Origin of the sequence: Clostridium sp. BNL1100 (genome assembly GCF_000244875.1) — a bacterium.
In the GTDB taxonomy this organism is placed as follows: domain Bacteria; phylum Bacillota; class Clostridia; order Acetivibrionales; family DSM-1351; genus Ruminiclostridium.
Window position 1 is genome coordinate 173,985 of record NC_016791.1, and the last position, 15,454, is coordinate 189,438.

Annotated in this window: 18 protein-coding genes; 16 read left to right on the forward strand and 2 right to left on the reverse strand. The window is 37.6% G+C overall.

What is annotated here, in order from left to right; all coding sequences use genetic code 11:
• The first annotated feature begins 114 nt into the window (after positions 1-114).
• The 9 genes from CLO1100_RS00775 to rsmI all read left to right on the forward strand — a co-directional run bounded on the left by CLO1100_RS00775 (position 115) and on the right by rsmI (position 6,943).
• Positions 115-1,572: an aminotransferase class I/II-fold pyridoxal phosphate-dependent enzyme gene (locus CLO1100_RS00775; protein WP_014311858.1), complete on the forward strand. Its 1,458-nt coding sequence runs from the start codon at positions 115-117 to the stop codon at positions 1,570-1,572.
• A 52-nt stretch (positions 1,573-1,624) separates the two neighbouring features.
• Positions 1,625-2,245: a dTMP kinase gene (gene tmk, locus CLO1100_RS00780; RefSeq protein WP_014311859.1), complete on the forward strand. Its 621-nt coding sequence runs from the start codon at positions 1,625-1,627 to the stop codon at positions 2,243-2,245.
• 31 nt (positions 2,246-2,276) lie between these two features.
• Positions 2,277-2,606: a cyclic-di-AMP receptor gene (locus CLO1100_RS00785; protein ID WP_014311860.1), complete on the forward strand. Its 330-nt coding sequence runs from the start codon at positions 2,277-2,279 to the stop codon at positions 2,604-2,606.
• A 16-nt stretch (positions 2,607-2,622) separates the two neighbouring features.
• Positions 2,623-3,090: a YaaR family protein gene (locus CLO1100_RS00790; RefSeq protein WP_014311861.1), complete on the forward strand. Its 468-nt coding sequence runs from the start codon at positions 2,623-2,625 to the stop codon at positions 3,088-3,090.
• A 15-nt stretch (positions 3,091-3,105) separates the two neighbouring features.
• Complete coding sequence (holB, locus tag CLO1100_RS00795; protein WP_014311862.1) at positions 3,106-4,074, forward strand: DNA polymerase III subunit delta'; 969 nt, start codon at positions 3,106-3,108, stop codon at positions 4,072-4,074.
• Positions 4,075-4,107: 33 nt separating this feature from the next.
• On the forward strand, positions 4,108-4,983 hold the full coding sequence (locus CLO1100_RS00800; RefSeq protein ID WP_014311863.1) for a stage 0 sporulation family protein: 876 nt from the start codon (positions 4,108-4,110) through the stop codon (positions 4,981-4,983).
• Between the two features lie 108 nt (positions 4,984-5,091).
• Positions 5,092-5,262 carry a 4Fe-4S binding protein gene (locus CLO1100_RS00805; RefSeq protein WP_014311864.1) on the forward strand — a complete coding sequence of 57 codons (171 nt, stop codon included), beginning with the start codon at positions 5,092-5,094 and terminating at the stop codon, positions 5,260-5,262.
• A gap of 84 nt (positions 5,263-5,346) precedes the next feature.
• Positions 5,347-6,111 carry a tRNA1(Val) (adenine(37)-N6)-methyltransferase gene (locus tag CLO1100_RS00810; RefSeq protein WP_014311865.1) on the forward strand — a complete coding sequence of 255 codons (765 nt, stop codon included), beginning with the start codon at positions 5,347-5,349 and terminating at the stop codon, positions 6,109-6,111.
• Entirely contained in the window at positions 6,095-6,943 is an 849-nt protein-coding gene (gene rsmI / locus CLO1100_RS00815; protein WP_014311866.1) for a 16S rRNA (cytidine(1402)-2'-O)-methyltransferase, read from the forward strand. The genes CLO1100_RS00810 and rsmI overlap by 17 nt, the downstream gene beginning before the upstream one ends.
• Before the next feature lie 62 nt (positions 6,944-7,005).
• On the opposite strand, the gene CLO1100_RS00820 is transcribed toward rsmI, so the two are convergent.
• On the reverse strand, positions 7,006-7,251 hold the full coding sequence (locus CLO1100_RS00820) for an AbrB/MazE/SpoVT family DNA-binding domain-containing protein (protein WP_276187207.1): 246 nt from the start codon (positions 7,249-7,251) through the stop codon (positions 7,006-7,008).
• Between the two features lie 364 nt (positions 7,252-7,615).
• Between CLO1100_RS00820 and CLO1100_RS00825 the strand changes: the two genes are divergently transcribed.
• On the forward strand, positions 7,616-8,203 hold the full coding sequence (locus CLO1100_RS00825) for a nucleoside recognition domain-containing protein (protein ID WP_014311867.1): 588 nt from the start codon (positions 7,616-7,618) through the stop codon (positions 8,201-8,203).
• Positions 8,204-8,219: 16 nt separating this feature from the next.
• Positions 8,220-8,750, forward strand: coding sequence for a spore maturation protein (locus tag CLO1100_RS00830; RefSeq protein WP_014311868.1), 531 nt, complete (start codon positions 8,220-8,222; stop codon positions 8,748-8,750).
• Here the strand turns inward: CLO1100_RS00830 and CLO1100_RS00835 are convergent.
• Positions 8,747-9,805: a DUF2600 family protein gene (locus tag CLO1100_RS00835; protein WP_014311869.1), complete on the reverse strand. Its 1,059-nt coding sequence runs from the start codon at positions 9,803-9,805 to the stop codon at positions 8,747-8,749. The two genes, CLO1100_RS00830 and CLO1100_RS00835, sit on opposite strands and share 4 nt — an antisense overlap.
• Before the next feature lie 230 nt (positions 9,806-10,035).
• On the opposite strand from CLO1100_RS00835, the gene CLO1100_RS00840 reads away from it, so the two are divergent.
• The 5 genes from CLO1100_RS00840 to CLO1100_RS00860 all read left to right on the forward strand — a co-directional run bounded on the left by CLO1100_RS00840 (position 10,036) and on the right by CLO1100_RS00860 (position 15,383).
• Entirely contained in the window at positions 10,036-10,803 is a 768-nt protein-coding gene (locus CLO1100_RS00840) for a TatD family hydrolase (protein WP_014311870.1), read from the forward strand.
• 53 nt (positions 10,804-10,856) lie between these two features.
• Positions 10,857-11,552: a hypothetical protein gene (locus tag CLO1100_RS00845; RefSeq protein ID WP_014311871.1), complete on the forward strand. Its 696-nt coding sequence runs from the start codon at positions 10,857-10,859 to the stop codon at positions 11,550-11,552.
• Positions 11,553-11,791: 239 nt separating this feature from the next.
• Entirely contained in the window at positions 11,792-12,862 is a 1,071-nt protein-coding gene (locus CLO1100_RS00850; protein WP_014311872.1) for a 3D domain-containing protein, read from the forward strand.
• Between the two features lie 194 nt (positions 12,863-13,056).
• Positions 13,057-13,914: a 16S rRNA (adenine(1518)-N(6)/adenine(1519)-N(6))-dimethyltransferase RsmA gene (gene rsmA / locus CLO1100_RS00855; RefSeq protein ID WP_014311873.1), complete on the forward strand. Its 858-nt coding sequence runs from the start codon at positions 13,057-13,059 to the stop codon at positions 13,912-13,914.
• Between the two features lie 107 nt (positions 13,915-14,021).
• On the forward strand, positions 14,022-15,383 hold the full coding sequence (locus tag CLO1100_RS00860) for a hypothetical protein (RefSeq protein ID WP_014311874.1): 1,362 nt from the start codon (positions 14,022-14,024) through the stop codon (positions 15,381-15,383).
• Positions 15,384-15,454 lie beyond the last annotated feature (71 nt).

The following is a 15,454-nucleotide window of genomic DNA, read 5'->3' on the forward strand; positions in this document are numbered from 1 at the left end:
ATTGTAAAGAAAGCCTTTAATAAGTAAAATAGATATATGAACCGGGTTATGCAGGCCGGGTGTTGGCGGAAGCAAAGCCATACCCGGCTTGAAATACGTAAACAGAGGATTAACATGGAAAAGGGTGCAAAAGTGTATAACTTGCCAATATATAATTATTTAAGAAAATATGAAAAAGAAAATATAAATATATTTCATATGCCTGGCCACAAGTTGTCAAAAGGAATTCCACAGGAACTTACCACGGACGTTCTCAAACTCGACGTAACTGAGGTTGATGGAACAGACAATCTTCATTATCCAGAGGGAATAATAAAAGAGGCTCAGGAGCATGCAGCAAGGGCATTTGGAGCTGATAATACTTTTTTTCTTGTAAATGGCTCAACCTGCGGGATTCAGGCTGCGATTATGAGTGTTTGCACAAGAGGCCAAAAAATATTAATAGGAAGAGATTCACACAAATCTGTAGTGTCAGGGCTGATAATGTCCGGGGCAGAACCGGTATTTATATATCCCGAATACAACAGCAAGTTTGGAATAAATGAAGGCATAACAGCACAAAGTATTGAAAAGGCTCTTTGTATGAACCCTGAAGCAGCAGCCGTACTCATAACAAGGCCTAATTATTACGGTATATGCAGCGATATTGACGCTATAGTAAAAATAGTTCATTCACACGGAAAACCTTTGATAGTGGATGAGGCTCACGGAGCGCACTTGGTATTCAGCCCTCTGCTGCCTCCTTCAGCAAACCAATACAAAGCAGACATTGTAATACAAAGTGCTCACAAAACACTTCCGGCTGTAACACAGGGTGCGTATATGCATATAAACGGCTCCCTTATTGACATTGAAAAAATCAGATTTAACTTAGCCATGCTCCAAACTTCAAGTCCTTCATATATTATAATGACGTATCTGGATATTGCAAGAGAGCTCATGGAAACGGAAGGAAAAGAAAGACTCTTTTATTTGATTGAAGAAATCAATGCTTTTAAAAACAGGATTGCTGAAATACATGGTTATGAGGTTTTAGAAGGCAAGTATCTGGGTATTAATACAATACAGGATCCCACAAGGCTGGTTTTAAATACATCAGGGCTTGGTATAAGCGGATATGAGGCAGAAGCAGTGCTGAGAGCAGAGTTGTCTGTCCAGGTAGAAATGGCTGATTATGAAAACTTTGTTTTAATTACAACAACAGCTGATAATAAGAGGACTTTTGATAGGCTTTATGAAAGTTTAACAAAGCTGGCTAAAGTGTCTTTTAATGATGAGTGGGGAAGGCAAGCAGAAAAAATACGAAGTTTGGTAGCTCAGAAACCATTTGAAGCTTTAACGGCATTAAGTCCGTATGAAGCCTATGCTACACAAAAGGAACATAAGGAATTAAAATCCTGTTTAGGAAGGATATGTGCGGGAGTAGTCACTCCATATCCTCCGGGTATTCCTGTTCTTTACCCCGGAGAACTGATAGATAGTTGGAAGATACGTTACATAGAATCCATTATTGAATTGGGCGGGAAGGTTAATGGTGTTGGTAATAATAATAGTGTCCAAGTTGTAAAATAATGTGTTATAATTTTTGTATCAGACAAATGATAAAACAGCTGGAGGTAAAATAATGCGTAAAGGTTTGTTTATAACTGTTGAGGGAACTGACGGGTCTGGAAAGACAACTCAGATTAAGTTGATGGAAGAATTTCTAAAGGCTGCTGGCATTAACGTAGTACTGTCCAGAGAGCCCGGAGGTACCGAAATCAGCGAGATGATCAGGAATTTGATACTTGATCCCAGGAATATAGATATTTCCCCTTTAACAGAATTGATGCTTTACGCAGCAGCCAGAGCCCAGCATGTTTTTCAGGTCATAAGGCCAGCTTTAGAAAGCGGTAAATATGTTATATGCGACAGGTTTGTAGATTCAAGCTATGCATATCAGGGATGTGGCAGAGGGGTTGACCTTAAAACTGTGGCAGATGTCAATAGAGCCGCAGTTGACGGTGTAGTACCCGATATTACATTTTTTCTCGACATTGACCCGCGTTTGGCAATAGAAAGAAGGATAAAATCCACGGGTGCGGACAGGATAGAACAGGAAAAAATGGACTTTCATATCAGGGTATATGAGGGTTACAGGAAAATGTCATTATTATATCCCGACAGGATTAAGACAATAGATGCTTCAAAATCAATAGAAGAAATATCTTCACAAATAAAGATATACCTGAAGGAAATACTTTAAAGACTATGACTATATTTAAGGAGGGATTATGATGAAACTGGTGTTTGCTATTGTACATGATGAAGACGGTCACAGGGTAATGGAGGAACTTAACAAGAACGGCTTTAGTGTTACTAAAATGTGTTCATCCGGAGGTTTCCTAAAGGCTGGAAATACCACTTTACTTGTAGGTGTAGATGAAGAAAAGCTGGATGAAGTAATTGCCATTATTGAAAAGAAATCAAAAAGCAGGAGACAGGTTATAAATACGCCGGCCTCATCCGGAGGTATAAACGGAATGTTTATGCCATATCCCGTTGAAGTAACGGTAGGCGGAGCTACAATTTTTGTAGTTGACGTAGAAAAATTCCACAAGGTTTAAAATAAGCTATAAGAAGGTGATTCCGATTCCCATCAAGATACAGGATTCGTCCGATAACCGTACAAATATTTCAGCTTTGTCCGGCAGAGATGAAAGAACCATAAGAAATGAAAAAGATGCAACTTTTTCATATCAGCTAAGAAAACTTGAAACCAAGAATTATGAAGAGAGGGTTAAAGTACTTGCTGATAAAATAGAGAGTCAGGGCAAAAAACTTGGAAAAAAGACTGACATCAGGGAATTGAAGGTTTACAAGCAGCTAATTTCCGAATTTCTTGATGAGGCGGTTTCACATTCACATAATTTTATGAAGAAAAACTTCCTGGATAGAAGAGGTAGGCACAGGGTTTATGCAATTATAAAGAAAATAAATGAAGAACTTATTGAACTGACAAATGAAGTACTTAAATCACAACAAGACAACATTAGCATACTTAAAAAACTTGATGATATCAGGGGATTGATACTTGACTTGTTTTTATGACATTACGGAGGCAAAATGTTAGGGCACCAAAGAATACTATCCGCATTAAGAGCTGCAGTACAAAAAGATAATGTAAGTCATGCATATATATTTGAAGGCCCGGATGGAGTTGGAAAAAGAGATACTGCACTGAAATTTGCCTCAATGCTAATGTGCAGTGAGGACCAATTCCCGTGCGGGGGATGTAAATCATGTCAGTTATACAAGGAAGCCTCAAATCCGGATTTTCACGAAATAATTCAAAAAGATAAAAGCATCAGCGTCGAGGAGATAAGAAATATATTAAAAGGACTTGTTATAAGGCCTCTTTATTCCAAATACAAGGTAATTGTCATAAACGATGCTGATGCTATGACTATTCAGGCCCAAAATGCACTATTAAAATCTCTGGAAGAGCCGCCTCCATATGTAGTATTTATATTAACAGTCCAATCTTCGGCGGCAGTAGCACAAACTATACGTTCCAGATGTCAGAGAATACTATTTAACAGATTATCCCATGAAGACGTTATGGAAATTCTTGAGTCAAGCTATGGGCTTAGAAAACCTGACTGGGAATTTATCGTTTCATATGCTGACGGTGTGGCAGGTACGGCATTGGAGCTTGCAGAATCGCCCCATTACCTTGAATTAAGGGAAGAAGTACTGGAGTTTACTTCAAAGCTTGTATCAGCGGAAGACGCTGACTTGTTTAAGTTTTATGAAACGTTTGAAAGAAATAATGACAGGGTAGACTATGTACTGCATGTAATATTATTGTATTTCAGGGATTTACTAATTTACAAGGAGACTGGTGATACAAGTCTATTGATAAATTCAGATAAAAAAGATATGATTATTAGGAATGTGGGACTATCTTTTTCACATGTTTTAAAATGCATACAGGCGGTCTGGGATGCCCGTAGGGGCTTGGACAGTAATGCCAATTTCCAGCTTGCCATAGAAGTTATGCTTATGAAAATTAAACAGGCAAATAATACGTAAACTTTTTATGTATTATAGAAAGGAACTTTATAGATGGTAAAGGTTGTAGGAGTTAGGTTTAAAAAAGCAGGCAAGATATACTATTTTGATCCCGGCGAATTAGTGATAGATCTGAACCAGAATGTCATAGTTGAAACTGCAAGGGGAATAGAATTCGGATTGGTTGTTGTTCCGAACAGAGAAGTGGACGAGTCTGAGATAGTTGCTCCGCTGAAAAAGGTTATCAGAATAGCAACCGAAGAAGATGTTGCCCATGCTCAGGAAAATGATAGAAAAGAAAAAGATGCATTTAACATATGCCTGCAAAAAATTAACGACCACAAATTGGAAATGAAGCTTATAGATGTAGAATATACATTCGACAACAACAAGGTCTTGTTTTATTTTACAGCAGATGGAAGAGTTGATTTCCGAGAGCTTGTAAAGGATTTGGCATCAGTTTTTAAAACCAGAATAGAGCTTCGCCAGATTGGTGTAAGAGACGAGTCGAAGATGATGGGTGGAATAGGAATATGCGGAAGAGTACTATGCTGTAATTCATTTTTAGGAGAATTCCAGCCTGTTTCAATAAAAATGGCAAAGGAACAGTCCTTGTCCCTGAATCCAACCAAAATTTCAGGCACTTGCGGAAGACTTATGTGCTGTCTCAAATATGAACAGGAGGCATATGAGGATCTTCTTGCCAGAGTTCCTAAAGTTGGTGCTATAGTTGAAACTCCTGAAGGACAGGGAACTGTTGTGGAAGTAATATTATTAAAGGAAATTCTTAAAGTCAAACTGGACATTGGTAATGAATCCGATTTGAGAGTATATAATTTCAAGGATGGAGAAATCAAAGTAATAAAAGACGCAACAACCAGCGACGACAATGATATAGACCTTGAAGCCCTTAAACAACTGGAAGATTAAAAGAGATGGCAAAATAGTTTGTCAATCAGTATAATAGATGGTAAAATAGTAGCGAAAAGCAAATAGTAAGATATTTGTTTTCCTTAATATTTAGGAGGTGTTAAAAAAATGGCATATTCAATAAGTGATGCTTGTATTAGCTGTGGGGCATGTGAATCAGAGTGTCCAGTATCATGCATAACTGCTGGAGATAGTATTTATGTAATTGATGAGGATACTTGTATAGAATGTGGCGCATGTGCAAACGTATGTCCTGTTGATGCTCCTCAACAGAAATAAGTTTTGGGTAATAAGGGTCAGATAAAGGGTCATCCTTTATTTGGCCCTTTTTTCGGGGATAAAACTATCATAAGGGGTGTACTTTTGGTTACTATTAAGGAAAAAGAACGTATTGACGACCTACAGCTCAACGGGCTCAAGCTTATACAAAATACAGAAAAATTCTGTTTTGGAGTGGATGCGGTACTGCTGTCTGATTTTGCTGATGTTAAGAGAAACAACAAAGTTCTTGATATAGGAACGGGAACAGGGATAATACCGGTACTTCTGGCGGGGAAAACAAAGGCAGCCAAGATTGTTGGCCTTGAGATTCAGGAAGAAATGGCTGAGATGGCCTCCAGAAGTGTACTCATGAATCAACTTTCGGATAGGCTTGAGATAGTACAGGGTGATATAAAACTTTACCGGGAGTATTTTGGAAGATCCAGTTTTGATGTTGTAGTTTCCAATCCTCCTTACACCAATAAGGGCTGCGGACTGGTAAATCCCCTAGACAGCAAGGCAATTTCCCGGCATGAGATTTTATGCAGTCTGGAGGATGTTGTAAGTGCGGCTGCGGCATTACTGGTGCCGGGCGGACAACTTGCAATGGTACACAGGCCCGAAAGACTGGCGGATATAATATGCTGTATGAGGAATAAAGGGATTGAGCCAAAATATTTAAGAATGGTACACCCAAAACCCGGCAAGAAACCAAACATGCTGCTTATTAAGGGAAACAGAGGGGGCAACCCTGAACTTAAGGTAATGGAACCGTTATATGTATATAACTCGGACGGAACATACTCGGATGAGATAAATAAAATATATGGAAGAGAAGAGGAAAGACAAATTGAGCGAAAAGGGTAAACTTTATCTGGTAGCAACACCTATTGGTAACCTGCAGGATATAACTTTCAGAGCAATAAACACCCTAAAAGAAGTTGACTTTATAGCAGCAGAGGATACCAGACAGACAATCAAGCTTTTAAATCATTTTGAGATAAAAAAACCTCTTGTTAGCTATTATGAGCATAACAAGGTAGTAAAGGGCAACTATCTGATAGAACAGCTGCTTCTTGGCAAAAACATTGCTCTGGTATCTGATGCGGGAAGCCCGGGAATATCGGACCCCGGAGAGGATTTAGTTAAGCTTGCAATAGAAAACAAAGTTGAAGTCACAATGATTCCCGGGCCGGTTGCAGCGGTTACAGGGCTGGTTATATCCGGGCTGCCTGCCGGAAGATTTGTATTTGAAGGCTTTCTTCCCATGAATAAGCGGTCTAGACAGGAAAGACTTCAACAGTTGAAAAATGAAACAAGGACAATTATATTTTATGAAGCTCCTCATAAACTGCCATATACATTAAAAGATATGTATAATGCTTGGGGGGACAGAAGGATAGCCCTTGCAAGAGAGCTTACCAAAAGATTTGAAGAGGTCATAAGATGCAGCTTATTGGAAGCAATGGAACGGTTTCAGGAAGAAGCTCCAAAAGGTGAGTTTGTTGTCATAATTGAGGGACAGGATGAAGAGTTGCTTGCTGAGCAGGAACGTGACAAATACTCTGAAATCAGTATAGAAGACCATGTAAACAGATACATTGAAGAGGGACTTACAAAAAAGGATGCCATAAAAAAAGCCGCTGAGGACAGGGGCTTAAATAAAAGAGACGTATATAATGCCGTAATGAAAAAATAAAAAGAACCTGTGAAAACTTTCACGGGTTCTTTCTACTTTTGTTTTTTTGTAATAATAAGTTATTACTTCTTTAGTTCTTTCATACACTCAGGGCAGATATTCTTACCCTTGTATACGATTACATCCTTGGCATTACCACAGAAGATACATGCAGGCTCATATTTCTTCAATATAATGGTTGCCTCATCAACGTAGATTTCTAAAGCATCCTTTTCTGCGATGTCCAATGTTCTGCGGAGCTCGATTGGAAGAACAACTCTTCCCAGCTCATCAACTTTTCTTACAATACCAGTAGATTTCATCAAAATTGACCTCCTCATATGCACTACATATTTCGACAAACTTCGAATTTATAATACCATAAATTCCAATAAACGTCAACTCATAAATTTTCAAGTATTTTGTTATTTTTGTTATTTAAATACTTTAAAAGCCAGTTATTCCAAGGCTTTTAACAAAAATGGATAAAATACTTAAAATGTTACGAAATTGTTAAAATTTTAGTTTGTTTTAATTTTTACAGAGATTGAAAAATAATACTGGAAAATTATTTATCGGTTCGGGAGATATTCGACAAAAAAAACTATTATTCTGTTTCATAAAAGAATGTGTCCAAGCATATATAACTAGGAGTAATGTTGTTTCCATTTAGCGGCCAGAAAAGAGGGATTTATGCTTAATTATATTTGGATTGGGCTGTTAATGATAGGGTTTGCATTCGGGATAGTAAATGGCAGACTTGATGATGTAACAAAGGCTGCAATGGATTCTGCCCAGACTGCTATCACTGTATGTGTAGGCTTGTTGGGGGTTATGTGCCTTTGGACGGGGTTGATGAAAATAGCCGAAAAAAGCGGACTTATCAGAATAATAGGACGTGCAGTAAGGCCGGTTTTAAGGTTCCTTTTTCCCGAAATACCAAAAGATCATCCGGCTTTAGGAGCTATAGTAATGAATCTTGTTGCAAATTTTCTTGGTTTGGGAAATGCTGCTACACCATTAGGGCTAAAGGCTATGAAGGAGTTGCAGAGTATAAATAAGGATAAAAAAACAGCTACCAATGCCATGTGTATGTTTCTGGTCCTAAATACGGCAGCAATTCAACTGGTACCTGCAAATATAATTGCACTCAGAACCTCTGAGGGCTCGAAAAAACCTGCTGAAATAATCATTTGCATATGGATTGCGTCTGTCTGTGCAACTATCATGGGTATTATAGCGGCAAAGATGCTGTCAGCAGTATGGAAAAAAGACAATTAGAGAAAAGCGGTGGAATATGGGTTTAATTAGGCACTTGTCCGACTACGCTGTTCCGGCAATATTTGTAGTAATACTTGGGGTGGCAGTATTAAGAAAAGTAAAAGCTTATGATGTATTTGTAGAAGGTGCAAAGGACGGAATAGACACAATAATAAAAATAATTCCCTCACTGGTAGGACTTTTGGTTGCAGTAGGAGTTTTCAAGGCGTCCGGAGCTATGGATAGTCTGATACTTCTGCTGAGGCCTGTAACAGATTTACTGGGGATGCCTCCACAGGTTGCACCGCTGGCATTACTACGTCCCATATCAGGAAGTGCGTCCTTTGCCTTTGTAACGGAGATTATCAAATCCTTTGGGCCGGACTCATATGCCGGAAGGGTTGCAGCTACAATGATGGGGTCAACAGAAACAATTTTTTATACTCTGGCGGTTTATTACGGTTCGGTAGGAATAAAAAATATCAGGTATACCCTTATCGCTGCCATAATGGCTGATATTATAAGTGTTATTGCATCTGTGTGGGCCTGCCAATTTATATTCGGCTAGAACTTATTTAGAAATCTTAGGATTTTAGCGGATAGGGCATATAGCCACATACCTTTTCCACCTGATTTATACAATCCTTTGCTTGTAATTTTGTTCATACCTTCGCTTGCTTTGGGGTCAGTGATAAACAAGCTCAAAAGAATTTTGAGCACCGATTTTATATTGCTTCTGTACCCGGTTCTGACAGACAGAGCTTTGTCGGTAAAGAATTTAATTCTATCCTCGTATTCTTTGAGACTCCCGTAATAAAAAACATAGTTTAGGCTACCGGAAGAAAGATCGTCATTATATTTGAGGTAGCATTCCAAAATCTTATGTATACAGCTTATCCATGGGAAGAATGCGGTGTTAATGTTTTCGGCATCCTCCTCACACAAATTGGGATTCGTTGCAAGGGACAGAAGAAGCAGTATATCAAGTCCAGAATCTATACACATACAGAATTCCCAGTTGGTCAGGTCGGGATATTTCTGACCGTGTGCCGTACTCCATCTAATCAGGTTTACTTCCTTTTCATTGTCGTTGGAGGAGTATTTTGTTACCTGAAGGTCTATGTACAATGCAAGATATGCAGATATAGAGTCTCTGACAACATCATATGAAGGCAGAAGCTGAATTTTTTGACGGCACTTTTCAACAAGAATACTTAGATAGCCATTATCATCCTTTGAAGGGAAAAAGGTAAAATATTTCTCAAAGGATTCATTACGTATATTTGCAGCATCTTTTAATGAAGAAAACACTACTCTGATAAAAGCCTCAGTTACAACAGATGAATTTTCACAGATTTTATTCAGGTAGCGTACAACAGCCATAAACGAAAAAATAACCTCTGAAGCAAGATTGACATTAACACCCGGCCAAAAAGTGCAAACCGATGAAACAGCCATATCAAGACTACTTTGTTTCAAGGCTTCCACAGCATTTTTTTTGATATTGTATTTTACTATACGCCCGGTATAATTGTAATACTCTTCGGACTTTTTCTCGACGATGGGATTTATTCTTTTAACGTATCTGTTTATGAAACGCATAGAGCCTATGATGTTTCTCATAATTTATCCCCTAAATAAAATATTCCAGACTAGATTTTTACCATATGCCTTATTGTTTAAACAGTTGTATTCTAATCATGGTGCTTGAAAAATTTTATACAAATATGTATAGTAGTATCAGTAGCAATATACAATTTTCGTCTTAAATGCACCGGGTAAATTATACCATGTTTGCAGGAAAAGATTCAAATTGACAGCAATCTTAATAAAAATTAGAGCAGGTGATAGTTTTGATATTTGATACACATGCACATTATGATGATGATAAATTTGATGAGGACAGGGACAGTCTTCTTCAGGAACTTCACAGCAATGGGATAGCATATATCCTCAATGCTTCGGCCGATATTAATTCTCTTGATGCTTCTATAGAGCTTTCCGGCAAATATGACTTTGTATATGCTGCTTTGGGTATACATCCTCACTATGCGGAAGAGATGAATGAGGAAGTAATTGAAAAGATAAAAAAATTAGCCCAAAACAGTAAAGTTGTCGCAATCGGAGAGATTGGACTTGATTATTATTACGATAATTCACCAAGAGATATCCAAAGGTATTGGTTTGAGAGACAGATTGAGCTGGCAAAGGAACTTCAACTGCCTATAATAATTCATGACAGGGATGCACACGAAGACACTGTGAACATTATCAAAAAAACAGATGCACAGCAGGTGGGAGGCATATTCCATTGCTTTTCCGGAAGCAGGGAAATGGCGTTGGATATGCTAAAACACAATTTATATATTGCGGTTGGAGGAGCGGTAACCTTTAAGAATTCCAGAAGAATAAAAGAGGTTGTTGAAGCTGTCCCGCTGGACAAACTTGTTGTTGAAACAGACTGTCCATACCTTACACCGGAACCTTACAGGGGCAAACGCAATAATTCCGGATATTTGGTTCACATAGTAGAAAAAATCGCTGAAATTAAAGGTGTAGGCATGGATGAAGTAGCTGAAACTACACTCATTAATGCGAAAAAGGTTTTCAAAATAATATAGAATAATAGAATAAAAGCCCTTAATGTTAATTTAATATTTAAGGAGAAAAAATTATGAAAAGATTTATTATTATTATTGTATTTCTATTTCTCATAGCTTTACTTATATCGTTTAATTATCTGCTTTGGGATAGAGAGAAGCAGCTTGAAAACTTTCAGGATTTAAGAGAGGCTAAAAACTTTACAATAGATACTCTCGGAGAAAAAAACAATACTCTTGATAAAAAGAACAAGGAATTGACAGAAAAAGTTGAATCTCTGAATTCTGTTGTTTCAGACCTCAGGGAGGAATTTAATCGTGTTTCCCTTGAAAATACAGATATAAAGGCTCAAATAAGCAATTACGCCGATTTAATTATTCAATTCAAGAAAAATATGAATACTGCGCCCATAAATGAGCTTGTAAAAAATTGGTTTGAGACAATTAACACAAAGAACTACAAAGTAGCAAGTGCATTGGTAAGCAAGAATTCACAGGATGAGGTTATAAAAAATCCTGCTAATTTCAGCAAAACATATCAGGAGGAAATTAAGTCTATTCACCTTAAATCATTACAGATTTTTACCGGATTGACTGATCAGGAGCATCTGGGAAAACTTCAATTCAGGGTAATTGCAGAGGTAGAAAAGCCTGAACCGCTCCAGGCTCAAAAGCTTTATAAAAGCGGTGATAATGAAAAGTATATAACGGTAGAATTCAATACACAATCTAAAGAATGGCTTATACTGGAGGTATCAGATAAGCCGTAGTCCTGTAAATATTTCCTTTTTAAAACCCTCTTTAATAGCGGTCTTCAGCAATTTGGTTGTTAAAAGTGAACATAAATCTCCTTACTGAATAGTATACTAACATCTAGTTAATAATTTATTACAAGGGATGAATTTGCTCAGATCTATTTCCATAAATAGGTAATAAATTTGACAAAAAAATGGGTATGGAATAAAATATTCACAGTCCCTTTGAATATTTCTAACAGGAGGTTGGATTTATGATACCGATTGCGAAGAATATTAAAAGGTATTTTTCTAAACTAAAAATCAGATCATTGGATGTTGCAATAATATGTATTGTCGTTGTTATATCCGTTACAGCGGGGTTCGCAGTTTTTAACGGACTCAATAGGCACGTTGTAATCAACGATAATGGGCATACCACTGCAATAAAGACAATGAAAGTAACAGTGAAAGAGGTATTGGAGCAGACAGGCATCAAAGTTGACAAAGCAGATTACGTTAGTATGCCGTTTGACGCGAAGCTCACAAAGATTCATCAGAATGTCATAAATATAAAAAGAGCGGTACCTGTTTCAATTAAGGTTGATGGGAAAGAGCTGGACGTAAAAACATATAAGGATACGGTTAGTGAAGTTTTAAAAGATAATAATATCAGTGTAGATTCGGATGACAGATTTGTAGGGTCTCAATTAGGAGACAAAATCGTATCAAATATGAATATATCAATTGTCCGTGTAGAGGAGAAAACAATCACGGAGACATCGTCTATTCCATTTAAAACCATTACAAAAGATAGCAACCGATTAGATAAGGGAGTACGAAATACAGTCAGACAAGGAAAAGAAGGCGTCAGAGAAAAGTTATACAAGGTAGTTTTTGAGGATGGAAAGCAGACCGCTAAACAGCTTGTAAAGGATTTTATATCTAAAAATCCTTTAAATTGCATTGTTGAAGTTGGTACGGTTTTAAACTACGAGACATCTAGAGGCGAAACAATAAGATTTTCAAAGGTGATGAATATGAGGGCAACCTCGTATACCGCTTCTTTTACAGACACAGGTAAAAGGCCCGGAGAACCCGGGTTTGGTATTACAGCTACAGGTGCTAGAGTAAAAAGGGGTATAATAGCAGTAGACCCCAGTGTAATACCCTTGGGAACAAGAGTATATATAGAGGTTCCCGGGAAGGCAGCCGATTATGGATATGCGGTTGCGGCAGATACAGGAGGAGCAATAAAAGGCAACAAAATTGATGTTTATCTTGAATCAGGCAGTCAAGTTGATGCCTGGGGTGTAAAGAAAGTAAAAGTTTATATACTGAAATAGGGCATTTTACTTTAAAGTATGTAAACAAAATAAAAAGTATTAAAGGGACTGTTAGAGCTGATCCAAGTTTATTGGATTGGCTCTTTTTCTATGAATCTCGTAATAATTTCTCTTTGAAAAGTCGAATATATTATTTGATGCTATTGTGTTATAATATTTGACAATGTGTTAATTTAAAAGGTTAAGGAGTACCTATGATTAAAAACAATACGTCTGAGATAATAAAAAAACACGGGTTAAAGCTTACAAAGGCCTTGGGCCAGAACTTTCTTACTGACTTCAGTGTGGTGCAAAGAATAGTTGATGCATCTGATATGGATAAAGATACACTTGCAATAGAAATAGGGCCGGGTGTGGGAAGCATGACCCGTGAGCTGGCAGCAAGGTCTGCCGGGGTAGCTGCAATAGAGATAGACAAAAGGCTCATTCCTGCCTTAAATGATAACTTAAGCGATTATTCAAACGTCAGCATAATCAACCAAGATATAATGAAAGCGGATATTGATGCAATTATAAAGGAGTACAGAGAATTATACAATGCAAAAAGCGTAAAGGTTGTTGCAAACCTGCCATATTACATTACTACACCAATAATTATGCGTTTTCTGGAAGAAGTAAAAGGCGTTGATAAGATGGTTTTCATGGTACAGAAGGAAGTTGCCGAAAGAATGGTTTCAGGCCCCGGTACCAAGGATTACGGAGCTCTTTCGGTAGCAGTCCAGTTTTACTCAAACCCTAAAATAATATTCGATGTTCCTCCACACTGTTTTATTCCCCAACCGGAGGTACATTCAACAATAATAGGACTGGATATATTAAGTGAGCCTCCTGTAGAAGTTGCTGACCGCAACCTTTATTTCAAAATAGTAAAGGCCTCCTTCGGGCAAAGAAGGAAGACCCTTGTGAATGCATTAGCCAATTCGGGATTTTTTAATAAAAGCAAGGAGCAGATTAAACAAATACTTGAACAAATGGGACTAAATGAAAATATCAGAGGAGAAGTTTTAACGGTCGCACAGTTTGCACAGCTTTCAAACCTGATTCTAAAATAATAAAAGACGGATTAATAAGGCTATCAAAAAAGATAGTCTTATTTTTTTATTTATATCATATATTTTTACTGTTAGGAGTAATTTGCTTAAAAAAGGAGAAATCTGCAATGGGAAATGCATATGAAAGACAGTTTCATATATTTAAGGCAATGGATAATAATTGGGAAAACCCCGGCGGATTTATAAAAGTTGAAATCAACGGTGATAATACCCGTTTTCAGCTTTCTCTGAATAATTTATCCGATAATAAAGATTCACTATATAATTTATACGGTATACATAAAGACGTTGAAATGCTGACCTATACTGATATATGCCGGATACAGCCTACTAACGGAAGAATTGATATGAAAACAAATTTCCCTTCGGAAGAGATAGGTTCAAATAAGCTTAATGTGCAGGATATAAATATATTTGCAGTAATATGCCGTAGTACTGATAATAAAGCCTCAGGGACCGTTAAGTGCCCTTTAGTGGCATATACAAAAGGGGAGCAGGTGTGGAAAGAGCAATTTGAAAAATTGCTGGAACAGCCTTTTGAGACAAAACCCGATAAAACACCTGAGCCCATTGCAGAGGATACAGCTATACATCAGGCAATACCCGAAGAACCTGAAACTGAGATTGCCCTGACAGAACAAGATGAGGTAACGGATGAAACAGAGGTAATGAATATACAGCCGTGGACCGTTATTGAGGAAGAGGGAAGTGAAAACTACCCTGAAACACCTGAATCCGAAAGTGCGGAGCAGGAAAGGGAGGACTTTGAAACAAATAAAGAAGCAGAGGAAAACAATCTGTCCGAAAAGGATTCTTCTATACCTGACCTGTCAAGTAAATTCCGGGGGAGCTTGTCAAGCGTATATCAAAATTCTTACGAAGAAGAAGCGAGGGAAACAGAGGAACCCAAGGAACCCGAATCAGAAGAATCGGAGGAATTAAAGGAATCAGAGGAAGCTCAGAATGTATGGAAAAGGATTCAGGAGGATTTTAACGATATTTCATCTATTAAGATAGAAGAATCCGAGGAAGGAGAACTGCAGGGAGAAGACAGGGAACGTTCATTCAATATGCAGCTTTTGAAACAGGAGCTTGATAATAGCTTTGAGGAATATAACCCTTTCAGAACAAGGAATAGGAGCTTTAGATGGTGGAAAATCAACAGCCCCGGCTTTCTTAACAATATTCTTTTCAGGAATAACATTAAGACATATCTTTTGTTTAATCCCAAGGTAATGCTTGCACATTATAAGTACAGGTATATTATCCTAGGAATTAAGAATAACAGACAGCCTGGCAGGGAAAAGCTTATATGCGGCATTCCCGGCGTTTATAATATAGATGATAATCCTTTTAATAGTGTTGGCAGTTGGGTACAAATAGAAGGCTTCAGACCCAAATACGGAGCCTTTGGATACTGGATTGTAATGCTTGATCCCAGAACCGGTAAAATATCAAAAATGAAATAATTATAATTGTTTTAAACCATTTTAGCAGGGTATATATTAGACATATAAATTTTGAAAATATTGGAGGCAGG